Genomic DNA, 14,668 nt, shown 5'->3' on the forward strand with positions numbered 1-14,668 from the left:
AAGAGTTGTTCAGGCCGGACTAAGTGGGCAGAATTGCAGGCAGTGTGTTGAATGCCTGACATAAACCACCGAATTTTCCGAGAGGATTGACAAGGGATCGGTTGATTTCAGCCGAACGTATAGGCTTATTGCCGCCAATGGTTCAATTCTCCTGCCGCCTGCGCTTCCAAGCCAAGGCGGTGCCGGCCACGATGGCAGACCCGATCAGCAGATGTCGCGCGGTGATCCCCGTCCGGGCCTGGGCGCTGCGGCGATAACGGGGATCGAAGAAGCGGGTGTCGGCCAGAAGGCTTCCCAACCAGGTTTCCCGACGCAGGGGCAGAGAGCGCAGGCTCCGCCCTTGTGGGCGGCACAGCGCATCGATCGCCGCCACAAGGCTACCCTGTTGGGCGATCCTGGCGTTCACCTCAGCAACGGGAAGTCCCAGATGCTCGGCCAGCAGTTCATCCCGGAAATCGCGGATCAGCACGCGCGTTGCCTCATCAGGGGCCTGGATCGCTACATCGCATTCAGTGTCGAAGCCCATAGATCGGCGGTCGATGTTGCTGGACCCAATGCGCAGCAGCAGATCGTCCACAATCATGATTTTGGCATGGACATAGATCGGCTGACCACTGTCGGTCACGGGATAGAGAATGCGGAACCGATCGTACCGATCCTGAGCGCGCAGCTGCCGGACCATCCGGCTGCGGGTGACATGCATGGCTTGGTCTTCGATATGGCCCTGCGCGGCATAGGGATTGATGACGACGATTTCGGGACCTTGGGGTTCCGACAGCCGTCTGGCAATGGCCCGGGCGATGCGGTCGGCGCAGAAATATTGCGATTCAATATAGATACTGTGACGCGCCCCGGCGATGGAATCCAGATACAGGTCCTCGATCTCTTGGGTGATGGCTCGGTTGGCCTCGGGAGGGGCGGTGCGGGCAATGGCGACAGGAATATCGTGGAAGGCGGCCTCGATGCTATTGGGCCAGATATCGGCCCCGGGCTGGAAGCTCTCGTCTACTTCGGCATCGTGGGCGCGGCTCCAGCGGGCGCGAGCCAGTTCGGACAGCGCCGCCGCCGCCGATCCCGACATCACGGTCGAGGCATCGTGCCAAGGCGGGGCGCAGGTGCCGTTCTTCAGGCAGCGCTGCGGGTTGTTGTCCAAGTGATCGCGGTCGTCCCAGCGGCCATCGGTCACGTCGATGCCGCCACAGAAAGCCAGGCTGTCGTCGATAACGACGATCTTCTGGTGATGGCAGGCACCAAGCGGGTGGCGGCCGTCGAAAGCAAGGTGGATCTGGTCGGGAGACATCAGCTTGACTTGCAAGGCGGGCAGGATACCGCCCGGCGCGATCAGCGCACCACCGCTCCATTTCAAAAGATAGATGTCCAAGTCTTTGCACCGATCGACCATGGCGTCCAGGAACGGTCCCACCCGGTTCGGAAATCCGTCGGGCGCTAGCCCATCCACGTCGCTTTCTCCGGGCAGCATCTCGATCTCGAAATCGAAATCCCAGCCGATCATCATGACCAGCCGCCGCGCTCTCAGCAGCGCCTCGCGCAGGGCGCGGAAATAGGCCTTCCCGTCGACGATCACGGCCAGTTTGTCAGCCCTCTCGACGCGCCAGCAGTTCCGGCCCGGCTGAAAAATGGTCATGGGTTACTTTCTTTCTGCATCGTCGAGGCCCTGAGCATGCTTCGCCACATGAAAGCCGCAAAACAAAAAAAAAATTGTTTCATTCAAAGGCTCTACCAATAGATCGGTAGAGGGATAACTAAGGCGATCAGCATTGTGAGGGTGAGGAATTGCATTTTGAAGGTACTGACTATCGCCTCTCTTTACAGGGACGAGCGAAAGGGCAACCTCTGCTTGGAAGCTCGAATCACCCAGTCCAGCTTGCCTCAAGCAAGTTTATGGGTCACGACCATAGGCCTCTAATGAAATTTCAGGATTTTGGCAAAATCTGAAATTCGCGATTTCGTTACGGAAAACTAATCTAATTAATTCATCTGTGTGAGCATCAATTTTGTATTTGTCCGACTTGCGTATATTTGATTTTTCTTTGGGAAAAATCATTTTATTCACTGTATCTGCTGGCACGCCGGCATTTATAAGGGCGTTGCATACCCCAACACTTAAATTGGAAAAATCGATTACTTCATCCACGATAATCTTGTTTTGGTATGTGTAGCGCGACCAGTCACTGGCAAAAACTTGGTCAAGCGTTCCGTGTTTTCTGTAGTTTCTGTAAAATGTGTTTAACTCTGCATCCGGGTTGTTCTTATTGAACCAATAGAAATAAGAGATTGACTTGTCCCAAGGATTTCTTTCAACGCAGAATTTATAGTAACTGTCCCATATCTTTTTTGGGATACGCGATCTGACTGACGAGGCCCGCATATGATTGTAAAACTTGGGCCTACTTAGAAAGTCTCTGAACGTTCTTGCTGCGTCAACCAGTGAGCGAGCTCCTATGAGCTCTCGAAATGGAAGAAAATATCCTTCAAAATTTTGCGCGCCCGGTTTTAGTACGTCTGAGTCCGACTCATGGATGTGGTCAGGTGTAATTATATCATCAGGACCACATATCTTTTGAAGGGCCTTCTCTGTGGACGTTGACCCTACTTTTCTGTTCTTAATGTAAATAAATTTATGAGTGTGAGAAATAATCATATAAAACACCCAAAAACAATCATTGTTACGCTGCACTGTAAATTTTTTCGTTCCATAATTTATAGTACTCCGCCCATCAATGACAGCAACATGATTTCGATTGGAACGCTGATCAAAAAAGGATGTCAAGACTGTTTATCTGGGAGCGGTCTTACGCGGTGTGCGCTCATCTAGGGGCATGGAGCTGTCAGAGACAAGGCGTATGATGCCATCTGGTTGCGCGATAGCCTCGATAACTGTGGCATCCACCTCTGCATCCCACCTCGGAAAGGGCCTAAATCTGCTAGATACAACAAGCGCTACTACAGAAGCGATACCGCATCAAAAGTGCCTTTAGCCGCCTGAAGGATTGGTGCGTCATTGCTACCCGCTGCAAAAGAGCCCGAGACATCTTCCTCAACCTCATCATCCTCGCAGCCATCGTCATATTTTGGGTCTGATGTTTATAAAGGCTGACCCTAAGGCGAATTCTGCAATAACGCTGCGCCAATCCGCATCCAAAAAACCGATAACATAGGTTTAAAAATTTATACATCTGTAAGTTGTTTTTTAATGTCTCACAATTATCGAAGTAACCATATCGACGCCGAATCAACGGCGACCAAGGCTTTCTGATTTTTCGGAGACAGTGAATGAAAGATCCAGCCACTCGCGTCCAGGAAGAAATTTTGGAACAGAAAAATATAAACGCTTCTTCAAAGAATAAAGCGGCGTCTTCAGCTGATCCTGCAAAAGGCGGCGCAACTATGTCAGTCGAAATTTCCCTGTCAAGAGATCAAAGCATTAAGCATGACGTCCTTGGTTTCCACGTAAATGAGGTAATAAATTATGCTCTTCATGGTAGCTATGATAAGCATAAAATAAACATTACTGACCTGAACACAACGGCTATCTCCGTTAATAACAGTGATGCTATTACGGACACCGAAACCCCGTCCGGAACTGCGAAAAAATATATCGCTCAGAAGAACGAAAAGGTGGTTGTTGCAGGTAGCAAAGCAAGCGAAACCGCAAAGCAGGGTGAAATCGCATCGTCTGTCGATAGTGGCAATATCACCACTCGAGGCTCCAACCGCAATGATGTGCTGATCGGAACTCAGGGGAGTGACGAGATCGATGGTGGCAATGGCGATGACCTTATCTTCGGTAAAGCCGGAGCAGACACGCTGCTGGGTGGCAATGGTGTCGACACAATCAATGGCGGGGCCGGAAGTGATCTTATCTTTGGTGGCAATGGGAACGACTATCTAGTCGGCGGAGCGGGAACTAATATTCTGAATGGAGGCAATGGCGATGATGTGCTTGTTGCTGGGCAGGGAGGGGACCAGCTTATTGGGGGTAACGGCAAAGATCTCTATCTTTTCACGAAAGAAAGTCTGGGCAGGGGTCTGACTTCCACGAACCTGATTGCTGATAGCCGTGATACGATCGACCTGACTCAGTTAGGTCTATACCGAGCTGAAGGAAACGCCTTTAGTGGCAAAGCAGGTGAGTTGCTGGTATCGCACAATGGCAGCGTCACTACCTTGTTGGGCGATGTCGACGGCGACGCTAATGCCGATATCCAGATCAACGTCATTGGTGCAACGGGTGCAGTTGCAGATATGCTCGTGCTCGCCCCTGCACCGGTAATACCATCTCCGCAGCCTGAAACCGAGCCTAAGCCGCAGCCGGAACAACAACCTAAACCCGCGCCGCAGCCTGAATTGGCCAAAGCCGCCGGTTTCAAGGCAACTTGGTTCACGACCAGCAAGGGTGTGGCCCGCCTTGCGGATATCGATTTCAACGGCGATCCTGCAAAGGTTGTCGCTCTTCCGAGCATCTCATTCGGCTCGACCAGGGACCCTTTCTGGGAGGGGGGGCCGCAGAACTATTTTGCCGGACGCATAGAGGGCGACCTGACTATTCGGGAAGCCGGAACCTATACATTCTACCTCAAATCGGACGATGGGTCGGCCTTCCGCCTGGGAGGCGTAACGGCCATTGACAATGATGGCGCCCACGCAGCGCGCGAACGTTCGGTTACGCTAGAACTCAAGGCCGGCCCCATTCCGATCGAGGTGCTCTACTTCGAAATGAACGGGGCTCAGGTTCTCGAACTGTCCTGGAAGGGTCCGGACACGCAGGGTGTGCGCAAGCACCTCGGCGCCGAGCATGTGTCGCATGTCGTGGATGGACCTGTGGAGCCGCAGCCTGAGCCAAATCCCCAACCAGCCCCCGAGCTAGAGCAACAACCCAAACCGGAACCGCAGCCTGAGCTTGAACCTGGGCCGCAGCCTGAGCCGATGACAGGGTCAATGTCTGCCGTCGTACAGGAGGATCGCGTCGCACATCTGGAAATCCCAGAAGATGTGACAAATGGCCTGGACGTTACAGCGGTCCGGATCTTGGATCAGCCAGAGGAAGGGCATGTCAGCGTTCTGCCGAACAACGAACTGGCCCTCGTGATGACCGGAGCCACTCCCGGAACCGGAAAAGTCGGCTTCAGCTACGAGGTCACCCTGGCCGATAATTCAGTGGTCCGGGTCGATGCGAATATCGATCTCACGCCAGGCCAGCAGACTGGCGGATGGGGTGTGGGTGAGTACTACCTTCTCGAGACCGATGCCTCCGGCTATAGCATCATCGAATATGGCAACAACCATCGCGAGGTCTATGTCTCCGCAGGAGAGCATGCGCTGTCCCTTAGCGACATCGCCGCGAAGGAAGGTCTGCCGCTCAAAACCATCACCGGTAGCTGGCTGGCAAAGCATCCCGAATACGGCAGCAGCCCTGAAACCGCCCTAGACGAGAAGGCGGGCGTCGCGCTCTGGCATGCGATCACCGGCAGCAAGGCAGAACCCTCCTCCCACTGGCTCCGCCTGGAAAGCGGCTATACCTATGACGACATGGGTGTCATCCTAAAGCGCGGCACGCAGGGTGAAAGCGAGCTTCACCCTGTGGTGATTACGTTTTATGGCGATGGCGAGAAGCCGATTGTGGCCAACGCACAGGTCTACAACACGCAGGACAATCATAATATTGTCATCAAGGGCGTCGCCTTCCACGCTGGGCTGCAAGTCCATCAGGGAAGCAACTACCTGGTCGAGGATGTGTCCATCCGCCACGATACTTTGACTGCACAGGATGTCGACAATTTCACTGTAAGGAAATCCGACATTATCGATGTGTTCCGCCTCGAGTCGCTCAGCGAGGGCCTCTGGTCTCCGCATATTAACCGCATCAGCGGCATTTACGCCAATGATGTGAATGGCCTGCTGATCGAGAACATCTTTGTTGATCACACCGGCTGGGCAGATGACTATCTGGCAAACCTCTCCTTGGCCGGGGGGCAGCCGCCCAGCATTTACAGCCAGAGCCTATATCTGAACTACGGCAACCTCGATGTGACGCTGCGCGACAGCATCATGATGCGGGGTGCCTCTTTCGGCGCGCAGGTTCGTTCGGGCGGCATGATCGAGAACAACCTGTTCCTCGACAACAACGCTGCGGTGAACTTCCTTGGTGGCGACGACAACGGCGTGACCGGCAGTGGCAATTACACGCTGCTGCTGGGTAACGTCATCACCTCGGGTGCTCATCGGGACGTTACCGAGGGGCCGCGTGGAGCCCTGACCATGGGCATTGCCAACAGCGGCCGGCAGAGCAGCCTGATCGATAACATCGTCGCCCACCTGGCAGATCCGGACAATCCGGTTGAACTGGCGGCAAAACCAGTCGCGCACAAGCCGGTCAACAACAAGTTCGAAGCGGTTCATGACGACACGAAGGTTTTTAACTGGGTCGGCGGAAAAGGTGCCGCCAACACCGATGCGAAGAATGCCAATCTTGAGGGTCTGGGCAAGGCCGTCCTGAACGAGACCACCATTCAAAACTTCACGGCCGACCTTCTGGGAAAGGAGAAGGCGACCATCGCCGATCTGGCAGACTTCCTGCGCGCTCAGGCTGACGGCAGGCTGGACGGCCATGTCGATGCGGACATCATCAATGCCTTCTTCCGCAAAGGCTTCGGTATGGACACTACAATCCGCGGTGAAGCGGAAACGCTGCGCTTCATCCCGAATGATCTGGCCGACGGCGTCCGCTGGGACAATCGCCTGAACTGGTCCACTGGCGATCTGCCCGGCACCCAGGATGGCGATAGCATCGACCTGGCCGGCAACCATGTCCGCTTTGGCGCAACGACCGTCACTATTGATGACTTCGACTTCAGCGATTTCGGCAGGCTGACCGCGACCTCAGGAAAGCTCGCGATCGATGGTGACATCGCCGTGGGCGACAAGGGCGGAGCCATCACCGTGGACATGGCCGGCCAAGTCTGGATCGACAGCTATCGCGATAACGACATGTTGGAGATCGATGTGATGGGCGGCCGCTTCGTCAATGCCGGCCGGGTCAGCGGCTCACTTGACATGCATATCCGCGACAATGGTCAGGCAATTCTGTCTAGTTCCGGCGGTTCGTTCGACTTGATAGCTGGCTCCCGACTGACCCTTGAGGGCAGCCGCACCAAGACTGGTTTTGACGGCAAGGATGGAGACACCGCTGTGCTCCGCTTCCACAACGGCGCCTTGCTCGAATTTGTGGCGGACACGAAGGGCTTCTCTACCCTAGGAGAATTCCGCTCGGGTGCCTTCGGCGCCACACCGAATGTCGAAACAGGGATCCGTCTGGATGGCAAATTGAAGATCGACCTGAGCGGCTGGGCAGCAGGTTCTGGCAGCATCACAAAAACCTTGATCAAGGCCGATCAGTTGGTGGGTAGCTTCGATGACATCGAGATCATTGGCCTTGCACCCGACCGGAATGCATCGATTGTTATCGACTATGTGGCGGATGAATTCCGCTTCGTGATGGGTCCTGTCAACGGCACTGGCACAGGAGCGATCAATACCATCACTGTTGGTACCGACTCCACCGACAAATGGGCGCAAGACAATCCCCAGCAGAATTTGTGGCAGGCTCTGCATGATCCGTTCCTCATCGCAGTCGATGATCCACTCTCCCTCTAAAAGTGCCTAACAAAACCGCTGCTCATGCGGGGAGGCGTCATGAGCAAGCCCCTTGTATTCGATGAGCTGTGGGAAGCCCTTGTGCCGCTCCTGCCAAGGGAGCGGCACAAGCCCAAAGGCGGCCGTCCCCGATGCGATGACCGGCTGGCCTGTATGCGGCGTTTGCGCCCCATTGATTTTCTGATTGCCGCGGCGCGGTCTGGTGCCTGGCTGTCGTGCTGTGAGAGCTCACCGGGGAGTCCCGGACGAGGTCATTGCGAGGTGGTGTTCTGCTGGGCGTAGGCCCAGGGCATCAAGTCGTCGATGTCCTTGGCCAGGTGGCCATGGGCGGGACGGGTGAACAGATCGCGCAGGTAGGCGTAGGGTTCGACGCCGTTTATCTTGCAGGTGCCGATCAGGCTGGCGAAGCGGGCCCAGTTGCGTCCGCCCTCGTCATGGCCGGCGAAGAGTGCGTTGCGGCGGTTCATGGCCGGGCTGCGGATGGCATTTTCGGCCAGGTTGGAGTCGATGTCGACGCAGCCATCCTCAAGGAACAGCCGGAAGCCGCCCTGACGCCTCAGCATGTAGCTCATCGCCACGCCGAAGTCGGACTTGCGCGAGACGCGTGCGGCCTGGGCTGACAGCCAGGCGAAGAATTCGTCCACCAAGGGACGGGACAAGTCCTGGCGGAGCGCCCGGCGCCCCTCGGGATCGGCGCCGCGGATGCTGTCCTCAATCTTGTAAAGGGCCGCAATGCGCAACAGCGCCTCATTGACGATGGGTGAACCCTTCTTGGGCTTGGCCTTGATCAGCTTGCGCCGTCCATGCGCCCAGCAGAAGGCCAGACGCAGTGGATCACTGCCCGTGCGGCTGTCGCGCGTGCCCGGACCAGATCGCGCATCGCTTCATGGGCCGCATCCGGCACCCAGACGGCCGTCAACTCGCCAGCCCGGTGCAGCTTCGCCAGCATCACCGCGTCTCGACGGTCCGTCTTCACCCGATCGCCCTTCTTCACAGGGATGAGGGAAGGGGCAACCACGATGCAGTCATGTCCCAGTTCAACAAGCTGGCGGTGCAAGCCGTAGCCACATGGTCCAGCTTCACAGCAGAAATGCAGGTGACGCCCATCAGCGCTCAGCTTCTCAACCAGCTTCCGGATGTGGTCCAGGCGGTGTGGAATTGTCCCCCATTGGCGGATCTCGCCGCCACGCTCCCCCTGTGCGACCGCGACCGATATCGTCGCCTTGTGGACATCCAGCCCGATGAACATGCTATTCTGCATTTGGTCTCTCCCCCATTCTTGAGGCTCGGCACCAGCCAATCTGGTGCAACCCTCGAACGGAGAGTGCCGCGGGAGAGAACGCCGACCCAGTCAGCTCACAGCCCGATCATGGGGTCTAACGACCTGTGTTGGCTGTAAGTTTGCGGCTGCGGGCCGGGAGGAGGGCGATACTGTTTGTGCTCTGATGCGCCCGGACTTGCCCTGCAAAGCGGTTGAGTTGGTCTTCGGTAACCATGTCTCCATACCATTGCGGTTCTGCCGGCTCGAAGCCGTGCTTTTCGGCCAAGTTGGCCAGCAGGTCGGCACCGGCGAGCGACAGCGAGGAGCCGATGCTAAAATCGCTCTTCTCCCCCGAAAGCGCCAGCAGCATGGTTTCACTGAGGCAACCCCAAGCAATATTGGCTGGCAGCGTCTGGAAGGGCCCCAGATCGACAGGCGAGGGCGGGCTAACAAGGCCGCCATCGAAGACCAGAACGCCGCTGCCTGTAAGATCGGCCTTGGCGACGTTCGGGGGGCGGGCCACATCACAGACCAAGGTGCCCGGCCGCAACTGTGTCGGATCGACAAGCACGGTATCCGAACTGGTGGCGACTAGAACGATGTCTGCCTCTGCCAAGGCCGGGTCAAGATCGGTCGTCCAGGATAGGCCTTGGCTATCCCCGCCCTGGCGCATGGCCTGTGCAAGGCGTCCTGAACGTTCGCTGCCGGGGGCTTCGGCCAGCGAAAGGCGGATCTCGTCGGCCACCTTCGCCAAAAGGCGCGGGGCAAAGGGGTTCTGGGCATTGCCGATCAGCGTCATGCTTCCGGCCCGGCGTGCCAGCAGCATCGCCCCCAACCGGCCGATGGCCCCTGAGGCGCCAACGACGACAACATGGGCCTCTTCCAACGCAACGCCGGTGCGCTCGCACAGCCGGGTGATCGCCTTGACTGCGGAAACGGTCGTCAGCGTGTTGCCGCTGGTGACGGGCACCCCCCGCCCGGTCACTGTCTCGCCGCCGCGAGTCACAATCGAGGTAAAGGCGCCCAGACCAACACGGCAAGCGCCATGCGCTCCGGCCAGATCCACTGCTCCGGCAATCATCTCACGGGCCTCGTTGCGCCCCTTGCCGCGCATGTCTCCGGGCAGCATCGGCACGGACAACAACCAGCCCGATGCGATCTCGCCCGTCTTCGACACGACTTGGGGGATTTGGCGCACGAAACCGGGGCCAAGACGTTTGACCCAGGATTTCCAATCGTCCAGTTCCGTGTCGCTGAACTGCCTCAGCGAGGGGTCGGACCGGAAGATGTCCTCGTTCTCGGTGTAATGAATCACGAAGCCGAAGCGGCCCTTGACCGCTTCCGCCCCGGGCAGGGGGGCGGGCTCGGTTACGGTAGTCTCGGAAGCCAGGGACTCAGCTACCGGTTCGACGGCCTCGGACTTGTGCCTGCGAACAACAAGATGGCGCACAAGAGCGAAATAATCACTGCGGTGAAGAATGTTGCAGACTACCGCGAGGGCCTCCACGGCGCGGTCCAGACCGGCGCGGTCCAAGATCAAGGGCGGCTGCAGGCGCAGCACCCGGCTGTCATTGAACAGGGGCGCGGTCAGCACCTTCTGAACGTTAGCCAAATAGGAGGCAATCAGCGCCGTCACTCCGCCATTCAAGCCGGCATGGGCCATGATGGCGGAGTCGCCACGCTCCTCAAACGGCTGGAATTCGAGTCCTAGCATATAACCGCGGCCCCGAACCTCACGAATGACATTGGGGTAATCACGCTGCAGCGCCTCGAGACGGGCGCGGATATAGGCCCCGTTTTCAGCCACCTGCCGGATCAATGCTTCCTCGTCTTCCAGAAGCTGATCCAGCGTCGCGCAGGCGACGGTGGCGGCAAGTCCGTTGTTGGCAAAGGTGGAACTGTGCAGGCGGCCGAAGCGGTCGTCCCAAGCAGAGGGCCGGACAATGCACGCGCCGATCGGCATCAGCCCGCCGCCAAGCGCCTTGGACAGAAGCAGCATGTCCGGCACCTCGCGGAAGTCCGAGCAGGCAAACAGCTGTCCCGTGCGTCCCAGCCCGGTCTGGATCTCGTCTAGGATCGTGAGCACGCCATACCGGCGGCACAGTGCGATGGCGGCTTCGACATAGCCCTCCGGCGGGCAGACGACACCACCTTCACCCTGGATAGGTTCCAGAATAAAAGCCGCGATCAAATCGGCACAGGTCTCAAGACGCGCCTCCAGGGCGGCAAGATCGCCAAAAGGAACGTAGTCAAAATCAGGCGCTGGAGCGTTAAAGCCCTGCTGGTAAAGCGGCTTGCCTGTGGCTGACAGCGCGCCCAGCGTCTTGCCGTGAAAGCCGTTGTGGGTAGACAGGATGGCGGAGCGCCCAGTGCGGATGCGGGCCAGCTTGATTGCCGCTTCGACGGTCTCGGCACCGCTGTTGGTCAGGGTCGTGATCGCCAGGTCGCCAGGCGTGACCTCCGCCAGCTTGTGGGCCAGACGCTCGGCCTCGGGTGAGCGCAGCGGCTGAATCATTGAGGGGAGTTGGGCCTGGTGTGCATCCCGAAGCGCTGCCCAACCTCGTTCAGGATTGTGGCCGAAAGGCAGCGCCCCATACTGCGAGAGGAAATCCAGATATTCCTCGCCATGTTGGTCAAAGAGACGTGCTCCGCTTCCGCGAATCATAGCGGCATCTAGTGCAAATGTCTCAAGCAACTGGGTACGAGCAGGATTCAGCGAGGACATGAGGACTCCGTTGAGCTTCGTGCCGTGGCTCTGCAGCAACAAACCCAAGCACGTTTTGTAGTAAGAAGCGTTCAAACCTAACGCGTCATTGCTTTAAGAAAAGTGAACACCAGCAGGCGAATGCCAATTCGTTTTTGTGTTGTCATAAGGAAATGGTTAAACCCATGATGACGACAAGCACCTGCTAACCACAGTCGATTTTCCGCCAATAGGTGCCGTGTCTTTTCTAAAGAGGGAACCCTTTGTTTAGTATAGACGTTTGGTCCGGCGAAATGCTGCTTGGTTTAAGGCCTAGACCGGCAATTTTTCGCTTCAGCATCTCTCCAAGAATGCTGCATTTGAGCGTACAAAATACAGCGATGAAGGGCTCCTTCCCTTAAATGGAGTAAAGGGAACCTTTGCTGCCACTGTGAGTTGAACTTGAAAATATCTGCTTTACCCTGCGTCAGGTGGGGGCGATACGCGTCTAGATCGATCAAGAACAGCCTGTCGGAAGTGCACAATGACCCATTTGCATCTCGATCCCCAGTCCAAGTCCATTCATCCTCTTGAGGTTATAGATCAACTTGATGCAGGATATGTGCTTGATATTATTAGAAGATTTGGAGGCTTTTTTGCCTGGTCGCTTGATCAGGAAAGTTTGTGCGGGCTTCTGACTTTGGCAGCGCGACACTTTCCTGCGTTACGTATTGGCGGTTACGGCAACAAGCTTCACCCTTCCTACGAGGCGTTGATTTGGCGGCTTCAGATCAGGGGAGACCTTTCTTGTGACGAACAAGGATTTCGCCTGACGGACAAGGGAGAAAAGCGCTGTAATTCGACCTTCAAGGCGGCACTGGTTGCGCCGTTGTGGGGTGAGGCTGTGGAGCAGATTAAAGAAGACCTTATGATCTTTTCCGAAACCGAGGGTGTTCTGCTGGCAATCGCTTGATCCCGAGAGCCGCTCGAAAGAAGAGGCTGGATGTAACGTTTTATCCTCCTGAATCAATAGTTTGCTTTGTGATCGAGCGGCAAGTCGATAACCCGACCGCTGGCGCGAAAGCGAATGCTACTGGAAGACGTTATCCAAGTTTCGCACGATTAAGCCTACTGGCGACGATCAAGGCGGCAGTCATTTTTGAACAGGCCTCTCCTACCCTGTCAGAGCAGTTTCCCAATCAAAACAGTCCATTAGAGATCTGGCTACGAAAGGATGCTTCGCTTCAACTATAATAACCTCCCAACATCTAGAGAATAGATGAAAAAAGGCTGGAACTTTCGTAAAATTTGAGGCTTAAATGCTCAGAGAAGATGGTGCGCCTTAGGGCTTAGGAGGTTTGGGATGTTGATGAAAGTTCTTGGGGCGGCAGCCTCCACGGCAATTCTTGTTGGTGCTTCGCAGGCATCTGCGGCCACACTGGTGATTGACGCATTCGACGGTTCGCAGTGGGTGCAGGATGCTCCTGTTACGACCAATGCATCTCAAGTTGGCGGTGCCAATATCATTGGCGGCTTCCGCGATCTGGCTGTTCAGAATACGTCAGCAGACGGTGACAACATGGCTGCAACTGAGTTGCGCGTCACGAATGGCAAGCTCAAATTCTCGAACGTCTCTGGTGCAAGGGGTGAAGGTACCCTGACCTATGACGGTGATGATGACCCGACGTCTGTTAATACATCTGGTCTCGGTGGCATCAACCTACTGATCGGTACCGACCCCCACTTCTTCTTTGGTCTGCCGGCAGATGAGCCATTCGACAATGTGGCGCTTTTCCGGGCTACAGTGTGGGACACGGCTGGCAACTCAGCTACCTATGAAGAAGAAATTGCTCCCGGTTTCAGCCAAGAACTGTCTTTCAGCGAATTTGCTGGGGTTGATTTCAGCCAGATTGGTGCTCTGCAGTTCTTTATCAGCACAACAGAGTTCGGCATCTCGGTTGATGGGGCCCTTGATTCGATTGAAGTGCGAGCCGGCGATGTAGCACCGATCCCGCTTCCGGCATCAGGCTTGTTGCTTCTGGGCGGCATGGGCGGTCTGACCTTCATGCGTCGCCGCAAAAAAGCCTAAGAGCAACAGAATTAAGCTATGTTTTAGAAGGCACCGGCCCAGTTCCTGGGTCGGTGTTTTTTGCATCCGAAGCATCTTCCAGCGAAGTTGTCCCTTTGCTTGAGATGATCTGCTACAAATGAGCTGGTCTTACCCTCATTTTGCCGGACACTCGGGCGGTTGCTGTTTGAGCTGCAATGAACTCGCGCGGGGCACAGACACCGGAAGTTCGCCGTCCCGACTCTTCAAGACCTTCGTGAACGAGCCATTGCGCCGGTTGGCCAGCCTCCATGGCTATGCTTGGTGTCCGGTCAAAATGAGGGCCAGTTCAATAAGGTCGATGCCAGTTTGAACCCAAGCTGTCGATAAAGATAGTTCAGTAAACCAGACATATACACCTATAAGGGTTCATCGCGTTCGAAAGACTGCGATGCAGTAACAGGTCCTGGTAGGACATTACCATTTTTTATAGGTACTCTATGCGCAAGACCCTTCGCATTCTGGCGGCCGCAGCGGCTGTCTCCTTCACTGTCGTGGCCACTGCTCAGGCCGCGACAGTGACGTATACCAATACGGATCCCACGCCGAAGGCACAGCTGACGATTGACGACGCGGCAGCGCCCAACACGTTGCGTTTCAGCCTGTCGACCTTGCTCGGCACTGCGGATTACCTAGGCCTCGGCTTCAACTTCGATGGCCTGTTGACCCAAGCAAGCCTGAAGCTGGTCAGTGCCACCCGTCTGGATGGAACGGCCATCACACCGGCACTCGAGTTGTTCGGAAACGGCAGCACCCAAGTGAGTAATTGTGGCCCCGGCTGCAACTTCAATGGCAGCGGAAGCGCCTCGCTGTTTGACTACATCGTGCGTATCGGCAGCAACGGTGGTAATGCCAACAACTATGTCGCCTCCGTGGTGTTCGACATCACCACGACTGCCAAGCTCGGCGATCTCAGCCAATTGGCCTTCCGCGCTCAGTCGAC

General features: G+C 56.4%; 7 protein-coding genes and 2 pseudogenes. 4 read left to right on the forward strand and 5 right to left on the reverse strand.

The window, feature by feature from the left end; translation table 11 throughout:
* Positions 1-142 precede the first annotated feature (142 nt).
* Positions 143-1,645: a phospholipase D-like domain-containing protein gene (locus CK944_RS20055; protein WP_103174837.1), complete on the reverse strand. Its 1,503-nt coding sequence runs from the start codon at positions 1,643-1,645 to the stop codon at positions 143-145.
* Between the two features lie 255 nt (positions 1,646-1,900).
* A complete protein-coding gene (locus CK944_RS23000; protein WP_146038725.1) occupies positions 1,901-2,791 on the reverse strand; it encodes a sulfotransferase family 2 domain-containing protein in 891 nt (296 codons plus the stop codon).
* 503 nt (positions 2,792-3,294) lie between these two features.
* Here CK944_RS23000 and CK944_RS20060 point away from each other — a divergent pair.
* Complete coding sequence (locus CK944_RS20060) at positions 3,295-7,674, forward strand: PA14 domain-containing protein (protein WP_146038726.1); 4,380 nt, start codon at positions 3,295-3,297, stop codon at positions 7,672-7,674.
* Positions 7,675-7,925: 251 nt separating this feature from the next.
* Here CK944_RS20060 and CK944_RS20065 read toward each other — a convergent pair.
* From CK944_RS20065 to CK944_RS20075, 3 genes and pseudogenes are all read right to left on the reverse strand, one after another.
* Positions 7,926-8,522 (reverse strand): annotated as a pseudogene (locus tag CK944_RS20065) (IS66 family transposase); the annotation flags it as partial.
* Positions 8,510-8,935: pseudogene (locus CK944_RS20070) on the reverse strand (transposase); the annotation flags it as partial. The pseudogenes CK944_RS20070 and CK944_RS20065, both read right to left, overlap by 13 nt.
* Positions 8,936-9,050: 115 nt before the next feature.
* Positions 9,051-11,660 (reverse strand): aminotransferase class III-fold pyridoxal phosphate-dependent enzyme, encoded by a 2,610-nt coding sequence (locus tag CK944_RS20075; RefSeq protein ID WP_103174839.1) that lies wholly within the window; start codon positions 11,658-11,660, stop codon positions 9,051-9,053.
* Positions 11,661-12,162: 502 nt separating this feature from the next.
* Between CK944_RS20075 and CK944_RS20080 the strand changes: the two genes are divergently transcribed.
* The 3 genes from CK944_RS20080 to CK944_RS20090 all read left to right on the forward strand — a co-directional run.
* On the forward strand, positions 12,163-12,591 hold the full coding sequence (locus tag CK944_RS20080; RefSeq protein ID WP_103174840.1) for a hypothetical protein: 429 nt from the start codon (positions 12,163-12,165) through the stop codon (positions 12,589-12,591).
* Positions 12,592-12,981: 390 nt separating this feature from the next.
* On the forward strand, positions 12,982-13,707 hold the full coding sequence (locus CK944_RS20085) for a VPLPA-CTERM sorting domain-containing protein (RefSeq protein ID WP_103174841.1): 726 nt from the start codon (positions 12,982-12,984) through the stop codon (positions 13,705-13,707).
* Positions 13,708-14,165: 458 nt separating this feature from the next.
* A partial coding sequence (locus tag CK944_RS20090) for a hypothetical protein (RefSeq protein WP_146038727.1) occupies positions 14,166-14,668 on the forward strand: 503 nt, incomplete at its 3' end.

Origin of the sequence: Paracoccus sp. SY (genome assembly GCF_002901215.1) — a bacterium.
Lineage (GTDB): Bacteria > Pseudomonadota > Alphaproteobacteria > Rhodobacterales > Rhodobacteraceae > Paracoccus > Paracoccus acridae.

Coding starts and splice junctions, on each gene's coding strand:
- CK944_RS20055 (WP_103174837.1), bottom strand. CDS start 1,645: ATGACCATTTTTCAGCCGGGCCGGAACTGCTGGCGCGTCGAGAGGGCT.
- CK944_RS20060 (WP_146038726.1), top strand. CDS start 3,295: ATGAAAGATCCAGCCACTCGCGTCCAGGAAGAAATTTTGGAACAGAAA.
- CK944_RS20075 (WP_103174839.1), bottom strand. CDS start 11,660: ATGTCCTCGCTGAATCCTGCTCGTACCCAGTTGCTTGAGACATTTGCA.
- CK944_RS20080 (WP_103174840.1), top strand. CDS start 12,163: ATGACCCATTTGCATCTCGATCCCCAGTCCAAGTCCATTCATCCTCTT.
- CK944_RS20085 (WP_103174841.1), top strand. CDS start 12,982: ATGTTGATGAAAGTTCTTGGGGCGGCAGCCTCCACGGCAATTCTTGTT.